The sequence below is a fragment of the Streptacidiphilus sp. P02-A3a genome, from assembly GCF_014084105.1.
In the GTDB taxonomy this organism is placed as follows: Bacteria; Actinomycetota; Actinomycetes; order Streptomycetales; family Streptomycetaceae; genus Streptacidiphilus.
The window spans coordinates 1,136,099-1,153,790 of sequence record NZ_CP048289.1 but is presented as its reverse complement, the minus strand read 5'-3'; the positions used below and the strand labels follow the sequence as shown (position 1 = coordinate 1,153,790).

The 17,692-nt window shown below is 73.7% G+C and carries 20 protein-coding genes; 8 read left to right on the top strand and 12 right to left on the bottom strand.

Annotated elements, in window-relative coordinates; translation table 11 throughout:
• Positions 1–13 precede the first annotated feature (13 nt).
• Together GXP74_RS05345 and GXP74_RS05340 are read right to left on the bottom strand one after the other, a co-directional pair.
• On the bottom strand, positions 14–598 hold the full coding sequence (locus tag GXP74_RS05345) for a suppressor of fused domain protein (protein WP_182450260.1): 585 nt from the start codon (positions 596–598) through the stop codon (positions 14–16).
• Positions 599–609: 11 nt separating this feature from the next.
• Entirely contained in the window at positions 610–1,548 is a 939-nt protein-coding gene (locus GXP74_RS05340; RefSeq protein ID WP_182450259.1) for a DMT family transporter, read from the bottom strand.
• Between the two features lie 127 nt (positions 1,549–1,675).
• Here GXP74_RS05340 and GXP74_RS05335 point away from each other — a divergent pair, with 127 nt between their 5' ends.
• From GXP74_RS05335 to GXP74_RS05320, 4 genes are all read left to right on the top strand, one after another.
• A complete protein-coding gene (locus GXP74_RS05335) occupies positions 1,676–2,215 on the top strand; it encodes a hypothetical protein (protein WP_182450258.1) in 540 nt (179 codons plus the stop codon).
• A 160-nt stretch (positions 2,216–2,375) separates the two neighbouring features.
• Positions 2,376–3,752: a magnesium transporter MgtE N-terminal domain-containing protein gene (locus tag GXP74_RS05330; protein WP_182450257.1), complete on the top strand. Its 1,377-nt coding sequence runs from the start codon at positions 2,376–2,378 to the stop codon at positions 3,750–3,752.
• Positions 3,742–4,344 (top strand): DUF1003 domain-containing protein, encoded by a 603-nt coding sequence (locus tag GXP74_RS05325; RefSeq protein WP_182450256.1) that lies wholly within the window; start codon positions 3,742–3,744, stop codon positions 4,342–4,344. The genes GXP74_RS05330 and GXP74_RS05325 overlap by 11 nt, the downstream gene beginning before the upstream one ends.
• 57 nt (positions 4,345–4,401) lie before the next feature.
• Positions 4,402–5,556, top strand: a complete 1,155-nt coding sequence (locus tag GXP74_RS05320; RefSeq protein WP_182450255.1) for an Mrp/NBP35 family ATP-binding protein — start codon at positions 4,402–4,404, stop codon at positions 5,554–5,556.
• Positions 5,557–5,580: 24 nt separating this feature from the next.
• On the opposite strand, the gene GXP74_RS05315 is transcribed toward GXP74_RS05320, so the two are convergent.
• From GXP74_RS05315 to sigE, 5 genes are all read right to left on the bottom strand, one after another.
• Positions 5,581–6,246, bottom strand: a complete 666-nt coding sequence (locus GXP74_RS05315) for a hypothetical protein (RefSeq protein WP_182450254.1) — start codon at positions 6,244–6,246, stop codon at positions 5,581–5,583.
• A gap of 82 nt (positions 6,247–6,328) precedes the next feature.
• Positions 6,329–6,751, bottom strand: a complete 423-nt coding sequence (locus GXP74_RS05310) for a sec-independent translocase (RefSeq protein ID WP_182450253.1) — start codon at positions 6,749–6,751, stop codon at positions 6,329–6,331.
• A 170-nt stretch (positions 6,752–6,921) separates the two neighbouring features.
• Positions 6,922–8,187, bottom strand: a complete 1,266-nt coding sequence (locus tag GXP74_RS05305; protein ID WP_182450252.1) for a S1C family serine protease — start codon at positions 8,185–8,187, stop codon at positions 6,922–6,924.
• A 55-nt stretch (positions 8,188–8,242) separates the two neighbouring features.
• Positions 8,243–9,169, bottom strand: a complete 927-nt coding sequence (locus GXP74_RS05300; protein ID WP_182450251.1) for a zf-HC2 domain-containing protein — start codon at positions 9,167–9,169, stop codon at positions 8,243–8,245.
• Positions 9,166–9,879, bottom strand: coding sequence for an RNA polymerase sigma factor SigE (gene sigE / locus GXP74_RS05295; RefSeq protein ID WP_370468374.1), 714 nt, complete (start codon positions 9,877–9,879; stop codon positions 9,166–9,168). Before sigE ends, GXP74_RS05300 begins: the two co-directional genes overlap by 4 nt.
• Positions 9,880–10,200: 321 nt before the next feature.
• Here sigE and GXP74_RS05290 point away from each other — a divergent pair, with 321 nt between their 5' ends.
• Positions 10,201–10,824: an O-methyltransferase gene (locus tag GXP74_RS05290; protein WP_182456158.1), complete on the top strand. Its 624-nt coding sequence runs from the start codon at positions 10,201–10,203 to the stop codon at positions 10,822–10,824.
• A gap of 168 nt (positions 10,825–10,992) precedes the next feature.
• On the opposite strand, the gene GXP74_RS05285 is transcribed toward GXP74_RS05290, so the two are convergent.
• A complete protein-coding gene (locus GXP74_RS05285; RefSeq protein ID WP_152645929.1) occupies positions 10,993–11,160 on the bottom strand; it encodes a DUF3117 domain-containing protein in 168 nt (55 codons plus the stop codon).
• Positions 11,161–11,483: 323 nt separating this feature from the next.
• Between GXP74_RS05285 and GXP74_RS05280 the strand changes: the two genes are divergently transcribed.
• A complete protein-coding gene (locus GXP74_RS05280; protein ID WP_182450250.1) occupies positions 11,484–12,284 on the top strand; it encodes an enoyl-CoA hydratase-related protein in 801 nt (266 codons plus the stop codon).
• Positions 12,285–12,301: 17 nt separating this feature from the next.
• Here GXP74_RS05280 and GXP74_RS05275 read toward each other — a convergent pair whose 3' ends face one another.
• Both GXP74_RS05275 and GXP74_RS05270 read right to left on the bottom strand, forming a co-directional pair.
• The gene (locus tag GXP74_RS05275; RefSeq protein ID WP_182450249.1) at positions 12,302–12,868 is read right to left on the bottom strand and encodes a DNA-3-methyladenine glycosylase I; all 567 of its coding nucleotides are present in this window, start codon (positions 12,866–12,868) and stop codon (positions 12,302–12,304) included.
• Positions 12,865–13,344 carry a DivIVA domain-containing protein gene (locus GXP74_RS05270; protein ID WP_182450248.1) on the bottom strand — a complete coding sequence of 160 codons (480 nt, stop codon included), beginning with the start codon at positions 13,342–13,344 and terminating at the stop codon, positions 12,865–12,867. The genes GXP74_RS05275 and GXP74_RS05270 overlap by 4 nt, the downstream gene beginning before the upstream one ends.
• An 89-nt stretch (positions 13,345–13,433) precedes the next feature.
• On the opposite strand from GXP74_RS05270, the gene folP reads away from it, so the two are divergent.
• The gene (folP, locus tag GXP74_RS05265) at positions 13,434–14,297 is read left to right on the top strand and encodes a dihydropteroate synthase (RefSeq protein ID WP_182450247.1); all 864 of its coding nucleotides are present in this window, start codon (positions 13,434–13,436) and stop codon (positions 14,295–14,297) included.
• A gap of 56 nt (positions 14,298–14,353) precedes the next feature.
• Here folP and GXP74_RS05260 read toward each other — a convergent pair whose 3' ends face one another.
• Both GXP74_RS05260 and dapE read right to left on the bottom strand, forming a co-directional pair.
• Positions 14,354–15,082 carry a TIGR00730 family Rossman fold protein gene (locus GXP74_RS05260; RefSeq protein ID WP_225448561.1) on the bottom strand — a complete coding sequence of 243 codons (729 nt, stop codon included), beginning with the start codon at positions 15,080–15,082 and terminating at the stop codon, positions 14,354–14,356.
• Positions 15,083–15,246: 164 nt separating this feature from the next.
• Positions 15,247–16,341, bottom strand: a complete 1,095-nt coding sequence (gene dapE / locus GXP74_RS05255) for a succinyl-diaminopimelate desuccinylase (protein WP_182450245.1) — start codon at positions 16,339–16,341, stop codon at positions 15,247–15,249.
• A gap of 125 nt (positions 16,342–16,466) precedes the next feature.
• Between dapE and GXP74_RS05250 the strand changes: the two genes are divergently transcribed.
• Positions 16,467–17,489: a heavy metal transporter gene (locus GXP74_RS05250; protein WP_225447727.1), complete on the top strand. Its 1,023-nt coding sequence runs from the start codon at positions 16,467–16,469 to the stop codon at positions 17,487–17,489.
• Positions 17,490–17,692 lie beyond the last annotated feature (203 nt).

Sequence of the window (17,692 nt, the reverse complement as noted above, 5' to 3'; positions counted from 1 at the left end):
CGGACAGCTCCGGCTAGTCCAGCGGGACGCCGCGCCGGTGCGGGTCGCGCAGGTCGGTGCCGTGGCGCAGCCAGCGCTCCCGCAGCTCCGCCGCACCGTGCACCCGCTTGTGCGCCGCCTCGTTCGGCGTCATCGGCAGCAGCGGCAGGAAGCGCACCGGATCGGCGGGCTCGGGGAGGGGCAGGTCCTCCACGAGCCCGCCGGGCTCGGCCACCAGGAAGCCGGTGAAGGCCGACCCCGGCCACAGCGGGGCGCCCAGGTCCAGCGACGCCCCGGGGGCCACGACCAGCCCCTCGACCTGCGGCGAGGCCGCCAGCGTGGCCAGCGGCCGGAGCACCTCGTCGCGACCGCCGCGCACGCTCAGCAGCAGTTCCGCGCGCGGGCCGCGCACCGGGTCCGCCACCGGGTCGTTCGGGTCCGCCATCGGCGCGGCCGACATGCCCAGGGTGGCGTACCTGACCAGGCCCTCGTCGGCGGCGAAGCGCAGCACCTCGATCCGGTCGGCGCCCAGGAAGGTGACCGCGGCCCGGCCGTCCGGCTCACCGAAGGCGCTGGTCAGGTGGGCCTCGACGGCGCTCAGGAGTTCATCGTGCGGCATGGTCCACCAGCCTACGTGCTGCGGTTGGCGCGGACCACGACCAGCAGCCCGGCCAGGATCACCGCCACCGCCGGATAGACCGCGACCGGCGGCATCTGCCCCAGCCAGACGGCGGCGATCAGCGCCGCGCCCGGTGTCTCCAGCAGGATCGCGGTGGAGACCATGGACGGGCCCAGGGTGCGCACCACCCGGTTGCTCAGCGAGTGCCCGAGGAACTGCGCGCAGCCGGTGAGCAGCACGATCTGCAGCCAGGCGGTGCCACTGAAGCCGGTCAGCGCGGTGCCCGAGGCCAGGCAGGCGACCAGCAGCAGCAGCGCCGTGGTGGCGTAGCAGACGAAGGTGTACGCGGTGGTGCTGACGGTCCGTCGGACCTCGCTGCCGAGCAGGAAGTAGCCCGAGGCCGCCAGCCCGGCGCCGAGGGCCAGGCCGTCCCCGGCCAGGTCGCGCGGCGAGAGGGTGAAGTCCACGCCGGTGAGCAGCAGCACCCCGGCGAAGGCCAGGGCGGTGCCGATCCAGACCGCGCGCGGCGCGCGGTGCCCGCGCAGCCGCAGGATCACCGTGGTCCACAGCGGGGTGGTGGTGCACAGCGCGGTGGACGAGGCGATGGAGGTCATCCGCAGGCTGGGCAGCCACATCGCGAAGTGCGCGGCCAGGAACACCCCGGCGGTCAGCGCCAGCAGCAGCGTCCGGCGGCCGGTGGTGAACAGCTCGCGCAGCTCGGCGCGCTGGCGCAGCAGCGCGATCGGCGAGAGCACGCCGGTGGCGATGCAGTTCCGCCAGAAGGCGATGGCCAGCACCGGCGCGGCGGTCGCCGAGATCAGCGGCGCGGAGAAGGCGACCCCGGACACCGCGAGCGCGAGCAGCACGAAGTCGACCCGGGGGACGTCCGCCAGGTCGGGGTGGTGGACCGGGGTCCGCGTCACCGGTGCGGTGGTGGCGGACGACTGCATGCTGCTCCTCGGCGAAGGCGAAGGCGGGCTGGGGGCAAGAGGCCTGGTAAGGGGCATTGCGATCGTACGGGACTGACGCCTGCGGCGGGAGGGTGCGACCGCTGGGTGGACGCGTACGCTTCGGCGCATGACTGAGGTGAGCGCAGAGCTGCTGGACCGGGCCCTGGTGGAGGAGTCGGCGAAGAAGTCCGGGCTGGTGTGGGTGAGCGCCGGTGCCGGGGGCGACCGGGCGGTGTGGCATGTCTGGCACGAGGGCGCGGTCGTGGTGGTGGGTGAGGGCGCGGAGCAGCCGCTGCACGGCTGGGCGCAGGGCGACACGGTGACCGTGACCGTCCGCAGCAAGGACACCTGGGGGCGGCTGCTGGCCTGGCCGGCGCGGGTGGAGGAGCTGTCGCCGGGTGGCGAGGCGTGGACCGCCGCGGTGGTGGAGCTGAAGGCCAAGCGGCTGAACTCGCCGGACTTCGAGACGGTCACCGACCGCTGGGCGCGGGAGTCGCGGGTGCTGCGGTTCGTCCCGACCGGCGGCAGCAGCCAGCGTCCGGGGGCGCTCCCGGCGGAGTCGGGGGCGGCGGCGCCGGTGCCCACCCCGGCCACCACCCGGCAGCCGATCCCGGCCGCGCTGCCCCGGCTGCTGTTCGGCCGCGGCCGCAAGCGCCGCCGACCGTGACCAGCCGTCGGTCGTGACCAGCCGTCGCTGACCGGTCGCCGACCGTCGGCTGTCCGCACTTGGCCGGACGGCGGCGGTGCGGGCGGCCCGGCACCGGTAGCCTGGGCGCATCCGGCCGTACTGCCGAACGGCCGGAACAGCTGCCACCTGGAAGGGTCAGATGACCGGAGCGGCCTCCCGCGTGTTCGTCTCCCACCTCGTCGGGGTGGCCGTCTTCGATCCCAACGGGGACCAGGTGGGCCGGATCCGCGACCTGGTGGTCAACCTGCGACTGGGCGGCCGACCGCCCCGGGTGGCCGGTTTCGCCGTGGAGCTCACCAACAAGCGCCGGGTGTTCCTGCCGATGAACCGGGTCACCAGCCTGGAGTCCGGTCAGGTGATCACCACCGGTGTGATCAACATGCGCCGCTTCGAGCAGCGCTCCAGCGAGACCCTGGTACTGGCGGAGCTGCTGGACCGGCGGGTGCAGCTGGTCACCGAGCAGGCCGGTGGCGCCGCCGGGGACACGGTGACCGTGCTGGACGTGGCGATAACCCAGGTCAGGAACCGCGACTGGGAGATCGACAAGGTCTTCGTCGAGCGCGGCCGACCGTCCGGGCCGACCAGCGGCACGGCCCCGACCGGCTGGTGGCGGGCGGTCCGCCGGAAGGGCGAGACGCTGACCGTGGACTGGTCGGCGGTCACCGGCTTCGGGCTGCGCGAGGAGGACCAGGGCGCGGCCAACCTGCTGGCGACCTTCGAGCAGCTGCGCCCGGCCGACCTGGCGAACGTGCTGCACCACCTGTCCGCGAAGCGCCGCTCCGAGGTCGCCGCCGCGCTGGACGACGAGCGGCTGGCCGACGTGATGGAGGAGCTGCCGGAGGACGACCAGGTGGCGATCCTGGGCGCGCTGCACCAGGAGCGGGCCGCCGACGTGCTGGAGGCGATGGACCCGGACGACGCCGCCGACCTGCTGTCGGAGCTGCCGGAGCACGAGGCCGAGCGGCTGCTCCAGCTGATGGAGCCGCAGGAGGCGGCGCCGGTCCGGCGGCTGCTGAGCTACGGCGAGGACACCGCGGGCGGGCTGATGACCACCGAGCCGGTGGTGCTGGAGCCGGACGCGACCGTGGCCGAGGCGCTGGCCCGGGTGCGCAACTCCGACCTGAAGCCCGCGCAGGCGGCCCAGGTGTACGTCTGCCGCCCGCCGACGGAGACCCCGACCGGCCGCTACCTGGGCCTGGTGCACTTCCAGCGGCTGCTGCGGGAGCCCCCGTACACGCTGCTGGGCGCGATCGTCGACGGCGACCTGGACCCGCTCGCCCCGGCGACCGAGCTGCCCCGGATCACCAGCTACCTGGCGACCTACAACATGGTGGCGGCGCCGATCGTGGACGAGCGCGGCCTGCTGCTGGGCGCGGTCACCGTGGACGACGTGCTCGACCACATCCTGCCCGAGGACTGGCGCGAGTCGGCCCTGCACGGCGGTCCACCCGACGAGGACGACCTCCCGCACGCCCCGTACCCGATCGCTGAGGAGACTGCCGCTGATGGCCGGTGACCGCCGCGACCCGCGTGACCGCCACCCGCGCGAGGCATCCCGCCGCCCGCGCGAGTCCTCCGCCCAGCGCCGTACCGAGCGGGAGGACCGCCTCGGCCGACTGGACCAGCCGCAGCGCCGCCGCCCCCGGATGACGCTGCCCAACCCCGACTCCGAGGCCTTCGGCAGGCTCTCCGAGCGGATCGCCCGGTTCCTGGGCACCGGGCGGTTCCTGGTCTGGATGACCGTGCTGATCCTGCTCTGGGTGCTGTGGAACATCGCCGCCCCGCACAGCTGGCGGTTCGACGAGTACCCGTTCATCTTCCTGACCCTGGTGCTGTCGTTGCAGGCCTCGTACGCGGCGCCGCTGATCCTGCTCGCGCAGAACCGGCAGGACGACCGGGACAAGGTCAACATGGAGCAGGACCGGGCCCGGGGCGAGCGCAACGTCGCCGACACCGAGTACCTGACCCGGGAGGTGGCGGCGCTGCGGCAGGCGCTGGGCGAGGTGGCCACCCGGGACTTCCTCCGCTCGGAGCTCCAGGCGCTGCTCAAGGAGCTCGACCAACGCCCGTACGCCGAGCCGGTGGAGGAGCGGGCCGGGCGGCTGTGAGCGGGCGCACGCCGTTCGCGGCTCGGTCGGGCCCGCGCCGCGCCGTACCATCAGTGCATGGCTTCTGACACGCAGACGACGGCACTGGAGGAGTCCGTACGCACGGCCCTCGGGACCGTGCAGGACCCGGAGATCCACCGGCCGATCACCGATCTCGGCATGGTCAAGTCGGTCGAGATCGACGAGGCGGGCGCGGCGCGGGTCGCCGTGTACCTCACCGTCTCCGGCTGCCCCATGCGGGAGACCATCACCAGCCGGGTGACCGAGGCGGTGGCCGCCGTGCCCGGGATCACCTCGGTCGCCGTCGAGCTCGACGTGATGAGCACCGAGCAGCGGCAGGAGCTGGCGGCGATGCTGCGCGGCGGCAAGCCGGACAAGGAGATCCCCTTCGCCCAGCCGGGCTCGCTGACCCGGGTGTACGCGGTGGCCTCCGGCAAGGGCGGGGTCGGCAAGTCCTCGGTGACGGTGAACCTGGCCGCCGCGCTGGCCGCCGACGGCCTCAAGGTCGCCGTGGTGGACGCCGACATCTACGGCCACAGCGTGCCCCGGATGCTGGGGGTGGAAGGGCGTCCGACCCAGGTCGAGAACATGATCATGCCGCCGTCGGCGCACGGCGTGAAGGTGATCTCGATCGGCATGTTCACCCCGGGCAACGCCCCGGTGGTGTGGCGCGGCCCGATGCTGCACCGCGCGCTCCAGCAGTTCCTGGCCGACGTGTACTGGGGCGACCTGGACGTGCTGCTGCTGGACCTGCCGCCGGGCACCGGCGACATCGCCATCTCGGTGGCGCAGCTCGTCCCCAACGCCGAGATCCTGATCGTCACCACCCCGCAGCAGGCGGCGGCCGAGGTCGCCGAGCGCGCCGGGACGATCGCGCTGCAGACCCACCAGACCATCGTCGGCGTGATCGAGAACATGTCCGGCATGCCCTGCCCGCACTGCGGCGAGATGGTGGACGTCTTCGGCACCGGCGGCGGGCAGACCGTCTCCGACGCGCTGACCAAGGCCACCGGCGCGCGGGTGCCGGTGCTCGGCAGCATCCCGATCGACGTACGGCTGCGGCAGGGCGGCGACGAGGGCAAGCCGGTGGTGCTCAGCGACCCGGACTCCCCCGCCGGCGCGGCGCTGCGCGGCATCGCCGGGAAGCTCTCCAGCCGTCAGCGCGGGCTGTCCGGCCTGTCGCTGGGGATCACCCCGCGCAACAAGTTCTGACCGTACCGCCTACCGGGCCTGTGCTCAGGCCCCGTAGGCGGCCAGGTCGGTGACCGTGGTGAAGCCCAGCGCGTAGGCGCTGACGCCGCGCCCGTACGCGCCCAGGTGCACCCCCGGGGCGTCCCCGGCGAGCACCCAGCCGTACTCCGACTCGCGGTAGCGGAACGGCTGCGGGGTGCCGTTGACCGGCAGCGTCAGCGGGGACCAGCCGGGACCGCCGAGGTCGTCCGCGAGCTCCCAGGCCAGGTTGGACTGCTGGTCCAGCCAGGTCTGCCGCATCTCCCGGCCCAGCGGGGCCTGGGCGGTGGCCGCCAGCAGCCCGGAGCCGGCCAGCCAGGCGGCGGAGGAGACCGAGGTGGCCTCCAGCATCCCGGTGCCGTCGCCGAGCCGTCGGGGCGGGCGGCAGGCCACGGTGACCACGACCGCGAACCGGCGCTCGTCCACCGCGTCGGCGGCGTCGGTGGAGCCGACCGAGCTGCCGCGCGGATGGTAGCCCCGGGACGGCTCGTCGCCGTGGCCGATCGAGCCGTAGTCCACTCGGCCGTCCGGGGTCGAGGCGACCGGGCTCAGCCAGCGGTTCCCGGTCCAGCAGTCGTCCAGGCTGTACCAGGGGAAGTCCGCCCGCAGATAGCCGTCAGTCAGGGCGGGCACCGCCGCCCCGGCCGCCTTGGTGTGGCTGGTGCTGTCCATCCCTGCCCTCCGGTAGTCGGGTGCTGACGCACCGCAACCATAGCGGGCCGGGAACCGCCGCGGCCGATCCGCGGGGCGTCGGTCAGGTGGCGTCGAGGTCGAACGGCGCGGGCTCGCCGGTCGCCAGCGGGGCGGCGGGCTTGTCCAGCGCCACCTTGCCGAGCGGGTCCCGCTGGGCGGCCTTGACCGCCGCGGTGGCGTCGGACGCGTCCTTGGTGAAGCCGTTCTTCAGCTCCTGCAGCTCGCCCAGGCCGAAGTCGTCGCCGTGCTGCGCCAGCTGCTTGCGGACGAAGGTCTTCGGGTTGAGGTCCTCGAACTCGAAGTCCTGGAACTCCGGGCCGAGCTCCTTGCGGATGTCCTGCTTGGCGGACTCGGAGAACTCCCGCAGCTTGCGGATGAAGCCCATCGCCTCGGCGACCAGCTTGGGGAGCTTGTCCGGGCCGAAGATGACCACGGCAAGGATCACCAGCGCCACCAGCTTGATGGGGCCTATGTCGAACAACACCGTGAAGCTCCCCTACGAGACGAGGACGGACGCACCCGGATACGCCGAGGACCGTGTCCGACCAGAGTAATCGTCCCAGGTGTCCACGGGGCCATGCGGTGGCGACGAGATGCGCCCGATTCACTCCGGTGCCCCGCGGACCCGCACCCCGGTACCGGCCCGGGATCCGCTCAGGCCGCGCCGGAGGCCGCCGTCCCGGTGGCCGCGTGCAGCCGCAGCTCGACGTTCAGGCCGACCCCGCCGCGCTGCACCGTGAGATCCACCAGCGCGCCCGGCGCCCGGCCCCTGATCAGCGCGATCAGGTCGTCCGCGCTGCTCACCGGGGTGCCGTCGACCTGGGTCAGCACGTCACCGGCCCGCAGCCCGGCGGCCGCCGGGGTGGTCCGCAGCACCTGGCCGCCGCCCTGGTAGCCCAGGTCGAGCACCACCCCGAGCACGGTCCGGCTCACCCGGGCGTGGTCGATCAGCTGGGTGGCCACCCGCATCGCCTGGTCGATCGGGATCGCGAAGCCGATGCCGACGCTGCCCGCCTCCTGCCCCGTGCCGTACGGGTCGCTGGCGTTCGGGTCGGCCGAGTGGATCGCGGTGTTGACGCCGACCACCTCGCCCGCGGAGTCGAGCAGCGGGCCGCCGGAGTTGCCCGGGTTGATCGCCGCGTCGGTCTGCAGCGCGTCCAGGTAGGACAGGCCGGGGCCGGAGCCGCCGCCCATGGTCACCGGCCGGTCCAGCGAGCTGACGATGCCGGAGGTGACGGTGGCGCGCAGGCCGAAGGGCGCGCCGATGGCCAGCACCGGGTCGCCGACCCGCAGCCCGACGGCCGAGCCCAGCGCGATCGGGCGCAGCCCGAGCACCCCCTCGACCCGGATCACCGCCAGGTCGGAGGCGACGTCCCGGCCGACCAGCGAGGCCGCGTGCTGCTGGCCGCTGTTGAAGGCGACGGTGACCCGCCCGGGCTTCCCCAGCGGCGCGACCACGTGGTTGTTGGTGAGGATGTCGCCCTTGCCGTCGAGCACGATGCCGGTGCCGGTGACCTGGTCGGAGCCGTAGCTGACGCGCAGGTAGACGACCCCGGGCAGGGCCGCCTGGACCACCTCGGCGGTGCTGTCGGACCCCTGGTGGGCGCTGGCCCCGGGGACCGGGTGCAGGGTGATCCGGCCGCCCTGCCGCGCGCCCTGGACCAGCGCGCCGACCCCGCCGCCGAGCAGCCCGGCACAGAGCACCACCAACAGCGCGCCGACCAGCAGCCGCAGCGCCGGACGGGCCGGACGGCAGCGCCGCGGACCGGCCACCGGCAACGGCGGGGCGACTCGCGGCGGACGCCCGGACGGCAGGCCGAAGCCGGGACCGTGGCCGGTCGGGCCGTCGGGATGGCTCCACCAGTCGGACCCACCGCCGTCACCGCCCCGGACCGCCCCGGACAGCTCGTCACCGGACATCAGGAAGCTCCCCACCACACCTTGGAGTGGGTAGATTCAACCAGGTCCGGCCGGTTCAGCGGGCGAGACCGCCGACCAGGGGCGGCAGGGCCGTCGCGGTGGGGGCAGGCAGCACCGACGGTGACAGCGTGAGCAGCGCCCCACGCTGGGCGTCCAGCACACTGGCCGTGTTCAGCGAGTTCGCCGCGTTCACCGGCACCGCCGCCGGGGCCGCGCCGCCCCGGCCGCCGAAGACCGGGAGCTGTCCGCCGCCGCTGGAGTCGGACACCGGCGCCACATTGCCGTACGGGTCCTCCAGCGGGGTTCCGGAGGCGGTCACCCCGGTGACCGCGCCGCCCAGCGCCACCGCCGCCACCGAGAACGCCCCGGCCGCGGCGAAGGCGAAGCGGCGGCCACGGGCCAGCGAACCGGCCGAGACCGCGCGCAGCGGGCCCGGCGCGGGCTCCGGGCGGCGCAGCGGGTCGTCCAGCGCGGCGGCGATCGGACGCTGCTCGCCGCGGAACGGCACCGCCCCGCGCTCGGCCCGCGGATCGACGCCGGGCAGCGGGTTCTCCGCGCCCAGCGCGCCCCGGCCGAACAGCCCGGAGCCGAAGCCGGAGCCGCCGACGCCGAGCGAGTTGCCGCCGAAGACCCCGCGCATCACCTGGCCGCCGCCGGAGCTCGGCGGACGCCCCTGGTCCGGGTCCTCCGCCGAGATGGCCAGCAGCCGGGACATCAGCAGGTCGCTCGGGTCCGGCGGGGTGGAGGCCGCGAGCCGGCTCTTCAGCCGCCGCTCCTCCTCGGCCCGGGCCAGGCAGGCCGCGCAGGTCGCCAGGTGCGACTGGACGCGCTCGCGCGCGTCGTGGTCCAGCTCGCCGTCCACGAAGGCGGCCATCCGGTCGCCCAGATGCTGCTCCGCCGCCGGGACGCCGGGAGCCGGGCGGTTGACCCGCAGCTCCACGACGACCTCCGGTTGGCGGGCGCGACGCGGCTGCTCCGTCACGAGGAGAGCCTCCGTTCCTTCAGCTCGTCGGCCGGACCGGTCGGCGAGCCGCTGGCGGCCGTGGCCAGAGCGGTGCCGGAGCTCCCGGCGTCGATGGACGCACCCCGGCGCTCGCGCCCCTCTTGCGCGCCCGGCGCCCGGTGCTGGAGCGAGGCCCGCAGATGGGCGCGGCCCCGGTGGATACGGCTGCGGACGGTGCCGAGCTTGACGCCGAGGGTCGCCGCGATCTCCTCGTAGGACAGGCCCTCGATGTCGCAGAGCACCACCGCGGCGCGGAACTCCGGCGCCAGGGTGTCCAGCGCCTGCTGCACGTCGGCGTCGAAGTGGGTGTCGTAGAAGTGCTGCGCCGGGGAGGGCTCGCGGCTGGGCAGCCGTTCGGCGGCGTCCTCGGCCAGCGCGTCGAAGCGGATCCGCTGCTTGCGGCGGACCATGTCCAGGAAGAGGTTGGTGGTGATCCGGTGCAGCCAGCCCTCGAAGGTGCCGGGGGTGTACGTGGACAGCGAACGGAACACCCGGACGAAGACCTCCTGGGTGAGGTCCTCGGCGTCGTGCTGGTTGCCCGTGAGCCGGTAGGCCAGCCGGTAGACCCGGGCACTGTGCGTCTGGACGATCTCCTCCCAGCTGGGGGGAGTCCACGTCGGGGTCGCGCCGTCCTCGTCGAAGGAGGCGGTGTGCGTTGTCTGCGCGTGCTCGGGCTGTGGCTCACTCATCACGGGCTTCGGCGTCGGATCTGGCGCGGGGCCGCGAAATCGCCGCGAACGGGCGCCCCCCTCGGCCACACCTCCTCGATCGACTCTTCTGCCAAGCAGAGCCACCACCATAGCCGCCTCGCCCGTTAGTACCGGATAAAAGCCAATCACCGTACAAGCCCACCTGCGACAATTCCGACCGCAGGGGCGGCGCACGCCCTCCCGGGTACGCCTTACTCATCCGTCACAACGGCCGGCGGCCACGTCGGGTTCCGCCGCTACCCACTAACCTGTCGCCTGAATTGTCGACTCATGACGCGGACCACGGACTAAGGGGCAGCCATCGCCGGCTACGGGCAGTCGGACGCCGGTCTCGCCGACGCCTACGCCCTGGAGGACGAGCCGCTGCTGCGTGCCCGGGCCCAGTCCGAGTTCGCCGGGGTGCGGCCGGTCTCCCCCGGCAGCGGCGCGGCGCTGCGGCTGCTGGCCGCCGCGCTGGACGCCAAGGCCGTGGTCGAGATCGGCACCGGCGCGGGCGTGTCGGGGATCTGCCTGCTGCGCGGCATGCGCCCGGACGGGGTGCTCACCACCGTGGACATCCAGCCCGGCCTGCAGCGCCAGGCCCGGGAGGTGTTCGCCGCCGCCGGTTTCCCGGCCGGACGCGCCCGCTGCATCCCGGGACCGGCCCTGGACGTCCTGCCCAGGCTCGCCGACGGCCAGTACGACCTGGTGTTCTGCGACGGCGACCCGGCCGAGTCGCCGGAGTATCTTGCTGAATCGTTGCGCCTGCTACGACCTGGGGGAATGGTCTGCTTCGAGGGCGCGCTCAGCGCCCTGGACCGGGACTCCTACGACGACCGGGCGCACGCCGCGCGGGAACTGGTCAGCACCGTCCGGGAGCACCCCGGGCTGCTGAGCGCGCTGCTGCCGATCGGCGACGGGCTGCTCTGCGCGCTCCGCCGCTAGGACGTCGGCGGCGCGAGACGCCACTGGCGAGACGTGACTGGAGAAACGACTGCGGCCCTGGGCCCGCGCCCCTTGGAACGGGATGCGAGCCCAGAGCCACACTCGTGCACTGCTGTTACCGCGGTACTGCTACTTCCGCGCTACCGCGAGGTGTTCCGGCGGGGGCGTTCAGCCGAAAACCTTCTTGAGGGCGTCGCCGAGGGCGTCGGCCTCGTCCGGGGTCAGTTCGACCACCAGCCGTCCGCCGCCTTCGAGCGGTACTCGCATGACGATGCCCCGCCCCTCCTTGGTCACCTCGAGCGGGCCGTCGCCCGTCCGCGGCTTCATCGCCGCCATGCTCGTTCCCCTTCCTGCGAACCTGCTCACCGACGCACCCACGGCCCGTCCACCGCAGGTATCGAACGCATTGATCGGACCCCAGTATCCCGCATCGGAGCACCTGATGACCAACATCACTGCTCGCTCCCGCCCCAGAACGCCCGCCGCGGCCCCGGTGAACCGCCTGCCGACCGCGCCTCAGTTCCCTTTCGAACGCGCGCGGGAGCGGCCGTTCCGACAACGGATCACGAACGCAACGTGGGCTACGTCACATCCTCCCGGGGTTCGGCGATCCGTCATGCTGGAATCAGGGTACTGATCAGTAATAAAAGGAGACCCGCATGGCCGACAGCGTTCTGTACGAGCTCACGGATGGGCTCGCGGTCGTCACCATCAACCGGCCCGAGGCGATGAACGCCCTCGACACGCCGACCAAGGTCGCGCTGCGGGACGCGATGGCCACCGCCAAGGAGGACCGGGCGGTACGGGCGGTGCTGCTCACCGGGGCGGGCGAGCGGGCCTTCTGCGTCGGTCAGGACCTGAAGGAGCACCTGGGCAAGCTGGTGAGCGCCCGGGAGGGCGGCGCGCCGCCGCTGACCACCGTGCACGACCACTACAACCCGCTGGTCACCGCGATCGCGACGATGCCGAAGCCGGTGGTGGCCGGGATCAACGGGGTGGCCGCGGGCGCCGGCGCCAGCCTGGCCTGGGCCTGCGACTTCCGGGTGCTGGCCGACCACGGCGGCTTCAACACCTCGTTCGCCGGGGTGGCGCTCACCGCCGACTCGGGCGCCTCGTGGACCCTCCCCCGGCTGGTCGGCCACGCCAAGGCCACCGAGCTGCTGATGTTCCCGCAGACCGTCCCGGCCGCCGAGGCGCTGGCGCTGGGCCTGGCGCACCGGGTGGTCCCCGGCGCCGAGCTGGCCGCGACCGCGCTGGAGCTGGCCAGGACCCTGGCCGCCGGTCCGACCGTGGCCTACGGGGCGCTCAAGGAGTCACTGGCCTACGGCGCCTCGCACTCGCTGGTGGAGACCCTGGCCAAGGAGGACGAGCTGCAGACCCGGGCCGGGGCCTCGGCCGACCACTGGATCGCGGTGCAGGCCTTCCTGGCCAAGGAGCAGCCGAAGTACACCGGCACCTGAGCCGTCGTGCCGGGGCGTCAGAAGCTGACGTGGCAGTCGGCCAGGTGGTCGTCCACCAGGCCGCAGGCCTGCATCAGCGCGTAGGCGGTGGTCGGGCCGACGAACCGCAGTCCGCGGCGCTTGAGCTCCTTGGCGAGCGCCGTGGACTCCGGGGTCACCGCCGGGACGTCGGCCAGCCGCTTCGGACGCTCGCTCCGGGCCGGGGCGAAGGACCAGATCAGCTCGTCGAGCCCGCCGTCGAGCTCCAGCACCGCCCGGGCGTTGCCGATGGACGCCAGCACCTTGGCCCGGTTGCGGATGATGCCCTCGTCCGCGAGCAGCCGCTCCACGTCCGCGTCGTCGAACGCGGCGACCGCCGCCGGGTCGAAGCCCGCGAACGCCCGGCGGAAGCCCTCGCGGCGGCGCAGGATGGTGATCCAGGACAGCCCGGACTGGAAGGCCTCCAGGCACAGCCGCTCGTACAGTGCCTGCTCGCCGTGGACCGGGCGGCCCCACTCCTGGTCGTGGTAGGGCGCGTAGTCCACGGTCGACAGCGCCCAGGGGCAGCGCAGCAGGCCGTCGGGGCCCGGCAGGGCGTCGCTCACGACTGCTCCTGCTCGCCGGGCTCGGCGGGCTCGGCTGCGGTCTCGGCTGCGGGCTCGGCGGGCTCGGCTGCGGTCTCCGGCGCGGTCGGCTCGGTCCGCTCCGGCCGCGCGGTCGGGGCGGTCTGCGTGGCCTGGCCGGTCCGCGGGGCGAGCAGCACGGTGCCCGGCGTGCCGCCGGACGAGCTGTCCAGGGCGGCGGCCAGGGCGGCCTCCAGCTCCCCGATCCGCAGGTCGCGGTGCGACAGCTCGACGCCGAGCCGGTCGAGCACGTCGTCCACCTCGTCCATCCGGTAGCCGCGCACCGCCATCGGGAAGCGCAGCCCGTCCACGTCGGCCCGGTCCAGCTGCCGCTCCAGCGGCAGGTCGGCGGCCAGCCGGTCGTGCTCCACGTCCGGCAGCGAGCCGCCGCCACCCAGCGCGACCAGCGCGGCAGCGCCCACCACCAGCACGATGACGACCAGGATCAACCAGAACACAGCCCACCACTCCCAGCTCCCGGTGGGGGATCATGAGTACGCCCCACAGCAGTGAATCACCATCATGGCCTACGTACCTTGGAGGACGCATGGCTCTCGTACTCGGACCGAGGACTTTCGGCGCGGACGAACCGGTCATCATGGCCATTGTCAACCGCACCCCGGACTCCTTCTTCGACCAGGGCGCCACCTTCACCGACGACGCCGCCTTCGCCGCCGCCGACCGGGCGGTCCGCGAGGGGGCGGCCATCCTGGACATCGGCGGGGTCAAGGCCGGGCCCGGCGAGGAGGTCACCACCGAGGAGGAGCTGCGCCGCACCGTCCCGTTCGTGGCCGAGCTGCGCAAGCGCCACCCGGACACCGTGATCAGCGTGGACACCTGGCGGCACGAGGTCGGCGAGGCCGTCTGCGAGGCCGGGGCGGACCTGCTGAACGACGCCTGGGGCGGGGTGGACCCGCTGCTGGCGGAGGTCGCCGGGCGGTACCGGGTCGGCATCGTGTGCACCCACGCGGGCGGCGCGGAGCCGCGCACCCGCCCGCACCGGGTGGCCTACCCGGACGTGATGGCCGACATCCTGGAGCGGACGCTGGCGCTGGCCGAGCGGGCGGTGGCGCTGGGCGTGCCGCGGGAGTCGGTGCTGATCGACCCGGGGCACGACTTCGGCAAGAACACCCGGCACTCGCTGGAGGCCACCCGGCGGCTGCCGGAGATGACCGCGACCGGCTGGCCGGTGCTGGTGTCGCTGTCCAACAAGGACTTCGTCGGCGAGACGCTGGACCGCCCGGTGGGTGAGCGGCTGCTGGGCACGCTGGCCACCACCGCCGTCTCGGCGTGGCTGGGCGCGCAGGTGTACCGCGTGCACCAGGTCGCCGAGACGAAGCAGGTGCTGGACATGGTCGCCTCGATCCAGGGCACCCGGCCGCCGGCGGTGGCCCGGCGCGGGCTGGCCTGAGCGCGGCGGGCGGACCACCGCGCACTGCGCCGGGCCGCTGGTCCGGGCCGGGGCCGCTACTCCGGGCTGTGCGCGGGCTGCGCCTGGCGTCCGTTGCGGCGGGCGGCCCCGGCCAGGATCTCCATCGCCTCGTCCACCGAGTCGGTGAGCTGGAACAGCTCCAGGTCGCTGGCGGAGGCCTTGCCCTGGGCGATCAGCGTGTCCTCGATCCAGCGCACCAGGCCGGACCAGTAGTCCACCCCGAACAGGATCACCGGGAAGCGGGTGACCTTGTGGGTCTGCACCAGGGTCAGCGCCTCGAACAGCTCGTCCAGGGTGCCGAAGCCGCCTGGCAGCACCACGAAACCCTGGCTGTACTTGACGAACATGGTCTTGCGGACGAAGAAGTAGCGGAAGTTCAGCCCCAGGTCCACGTACTGGTTCAGCCCCTGCTCGAACGGCAGCTCGATGCCGAGACCGACCGAGGTGCCCCCGGCCTCGTGCGCGCCCCGGTTGGCGGACTCCATCGCCCCCGGGCCGCCGCCGGTGATCACCGCGTACCCGGCCTCGACCAGGGCCCGGCCGATGGCCACGCCCGCCGCGTACTCGGGCGAGCCGAGGGCGGTCCGGGCGGAGCCGAAGACGCTGACGGCGGGGCCGAGTTCGGCCAGCGCGCCGAAGCCCTCGACGAACTCGGACTGGATGCGCATCACCCGCCAGGGGTCGGTGTGCAGCCAGTCCGTGTTCTGGGTCGAGTCCAGCAGCCGCTGGTCGGTGGTGCCGGTGTCCACCTGTGCGCCGCGCATCAGCACCGGCCCCCGGCGCTTCTCGGCGACCTTGCGCACGGCGGGGCGGCCCTGGTCCGCGATCCGGCCGTTCGGCTTGTCGCCGTTCACCTTGTCATCTGTCATACCCAGAGAGCGTACGACGGCGGACCGGGCACCGGGGGGATCTTCGGGCCGTTGGATCTTCAGACCGACCGGAGCAGCCAGTCGCTGATCCGCCGCTCGCACTCGGCGACCGCCGCCAGCGAGCAGTGCTCCTCCCGGGTGTGGGCCAGGTTGGGGTCGCCGGGGCCGTAGTTGACCGCCGGTACGCCGAGCTCGGAGAAGCGGGCGACGTCGGTCCAGCCGAACTTCGGGTGCGGGGTGCCCCCGGTGGCGGCGATGAACGCGGCGGCGGCCGGGTGCGCCAGTCCGGGCAGCGCGCCCGGCGCGAAGTCGGTGACCAGCACGTCGAACCCGGCGAACACCTCGCGCACGTGCTCCTCGGCGGACTTGCGGTCGCGGTCGGGCGCGAAACGGAAGTTGACGGTGACGGTGCAGGCGTCGGGGATGACGTTCCCGGCCACCCCGCCCTCGATCCGGACCGCGTTCAGGCCCTCGTGGTACTCCAGGCCGTCGATCTCGACCAGCCGCGGCTGGTAGTCGGCCAGCCGCTGGAGCACCGGCGCGGCCTTGTGGATGGCGTTCTCGCCGAGCCAGCTGCGGGCCGAGTGCGCCCGGTGGCCGCCGGTGCTGACGGTGGCCCGCATGGTGCCCTGGCAGCCGCCCTCGACCTGGGCGTTGCTGGGCTCCATCAGCACCGCGAAGTCGGCGTCCAGCCACTCGGGGTGGTTCCGGGCGAGCCGGCCGAGGCCGTTGCGGTCCGCCTCGACCTCCTCGCAGTCGTAGAAGACGAACGTCAGGTCGCGGTTGGGCGCGGTGACCGTGGCGGCGATCCGCAGTTGGACGGCGACCCCGGCCTTCATGTCGGAGGTGCCGCAGCCGTACAGCAGGTCGCCGTCCACCCGGGAAGGCAGGTTGTCGGCGATCGGCACGGTGTCCAGGTGCCCGGCGAGCAGCACCCGCTCGCCGCGGCCGAGGCTGGTCCGGGCGACGACGGCGTCCCCGTCCCGGTCCACGGTGAGGTGCGGCAGGCCCCGCAGGGCCGCCTCGACGGCGTCGGCGAGCACCGTCTCGTCGCCGCTGACGGAGTGGATGTCGACCAGCTGGGCGGTCAGCTCGCCGCCGGAGCGGGAGAGGTCCAGCACGGGCACGGTCTCGGGAGCGAGGCTTGGCGTCATGAGCAGCCAGACTACGGGGCGACCGGGCACTGGTGCGATCACGTGGTGCGGACGACAGAACCGGTGTGCGGCACTGGTCCGTCCGAGTGGATAGGGTGCAGCGAAATCACATGGATGGAGGCCCGGTGGGTCTGACGGAGATGATGAGTTCCGGCGCCCACGCGCCGGCACCCCGTCGTCGGCGCCGGTGGCTGGGTTGCCTGCCCCTGGTGGTGCTGCTGGTGGTCGCGGTCGGCGTCGGCTGGTACCTGGGCGTGCACCAGAACCTGCTGCCGCAGCAGGTGGTCGAGGGCTGCGTCGCGACCACCGGCGACGGCATCGTCGACCTGGACGTGGACCAGATGCAGAACGCCTCCACGATCACCGCCGTGAGCGTCTCCCGCGACCTGCCGGAGTGGGCCGCGACCGTGGCCCTGGCGACCGCCATGCAGGAGTCCCAGCTGGTGAACCTGAGCGGCGGCGACCTGGACTCGGTCGGGCTGTTCCAGCAGCGCCCCTCGCAGGGCTGGGGCGAGGCCAGCCAGATCGAGGACCCGGTGTACGCCACCGACAAGTTCCTGGACCGGCTGGTGGCCGTGCCCGGCTACGCCGAGCTGCCGCTGACCGTGGCCGCCCAGGACGTCCAGCACAGCGGCTACCCGGACGCCTACGCGCAGCACGAGCCGGACGCCACGGTGCTCTCCGGCGCGCTCAGCGGCCGGATCCCGGCCGCGGAGACCTGCCAGGTGAACAGCGTCGGCGCGGCGGCCTCGGCCTCGGCCGGGGCGAGTGCCTACTCGGGGCAGCTGACCAAGGAGTTCGGCCGGACGGTCAGCCCGACCGTGCTGCCGCTGCCGAGCGGCTCCGGCTCCGGTTCGGCCTCCGGTTCGGCCTCCGCCTCGCCCTCGGCGGCGACCGACGCGCAGCTGACCGTGTCGGCCGAGCCGGGGCTGACCACCGCCGCCCAGCGGGGCTGGGCGGTGGCCGTCTGGTCCGTGGCGCACTGCCAGGACCTGCACGTCTCGGCGGTGCGGTACGCGGGCAAGCAGTGGACCGCGGCGAACTCGACCGCGGGCTGGCAGCCGGTGGCCGCCGCGAGCGGTTCGGCCGCGCCGACCGGATCGGCCGCCGGTACGTCCTCGGTGCTGATCACGGTGGCCGCCCACTAGGGCCGGCCGTAGGCCGTTCCGGTCCGTCGGGGCCCGTTGGAGCCGCCCGTACGGGTGAGTCGAACCGCCCCCAGGTTGACGTTGTCGGGTGTCGTCCGACGGACCGGGCGGGCGGGCCCGCGCGCTCCCGGGAGCGCGCGTCCAACCTTGGGAAACGGGTGCGGAAGCCATTCCTCAGGCGGAAAAACGGCGCCCATTTGGCC

Excerpts from the sequence above, each read along its gene's own strand:
- GXP74_RS05330 (WP_182450257.1), top strand. The coding sequence starts at position 2,376 with ATGACCGGAGCGGCCTCCCGCGTGTTCGTCTCCCACCTCGTCGGGGTG.
- dapE (WP_182450245.1), bottom strand. The coding sequence starts at position 16,341 with ATGACGCCAAGCCTCGCTCCCGAGACCGTGCCCGTGCTGGACCTCTCC.
- GXP74_RS05340 (WP_182450259.1), bottom strand. The coding sequence starts at position 1,548 with ATGCAGTCGTCCGCCACCACCGCACCGGTGACGCGGACCCCGGTCCAC.
- GXP74_RS05280 (WP_182450250.1), top strand. The coding sequence starts at position 11,484 with ATGGCCGACAGCGTTCTGTACGAGCTCACGGATGGGCTCGCGGTCGTC.
- GXP74_RS05335 (WP_182450258.1), top strand. The coding sequence starts at position 1,676 with ATGACTGAGGTGAGCGCAGAGCTGCTGGACCGGGCCCTGGTGGAGGAG.
- folP (WP_182450247.1), top strand. The coding sequence starts at position 13,434 with ATGGCTCTCGTACTCGGACCGAGGACTTTCGGCGCGGACGAACCGGTC.
- GXP74_RS05315 (WP_182450254.1), bottom strand. The coding sequence starts at position 6,246 with ATGGACAGCACCAGCCACACCAAGGCGGCCGGGGCGGCGGTGCCCGCC.
- GXP74_RS05345 (WP_182450260.1), bottom strand. The coding sequence starts at position 598 with ATGCCGCACGATGAACTCCTGAGCGCCGTCGAGGCCCACCTGACCAGC.
- GXP74_RS05260 (WP_225448561.1), bottom strand. The coding sequence starts at position 15,082 with ATGCGCGGCGCACAGGTGGACACCGGCACCACCGACCAGCGGCTGCTG.
- GXP74_RS05285 (WP_152645929.1), bottom strand. The coding sequence starts at position 11,160 with ATGGCGGCGATGAAGCCGCGGACGGGCGACGGCCCGCTCGAGGTGACC.
- sigE (WP_370468374.1), bottom strand. The coding sequence starts at position 9,879 with ATGAGTGAGCCACAGCCCGAGCACGCGCAGACAACGCACACCGCCTCC.
- GXP74_RS05305 (WP_182450252.1), bottom strand. The coding sequence starts at position 8,187 with ATGTCCGGTGACGAGCTGTCCGGGGCGGTCCGGGGCGGTGACGGCGGT.
- GXP74_RS05320 (WP_182450255.1), top strand. The coding sequence starts at position 4,402 with ATGGCTTCTGACACGCAGACGACGGCACTGGAGGAGTCCGTACGCACG.
- GXP74_RS05325 (WP_182450256.1), top strand. The coding sequence starts at position 3,742 with ATGGCCGGTGACCGCCGCGACCCGCGTGACCGCCACCCGCGCGAGGCA.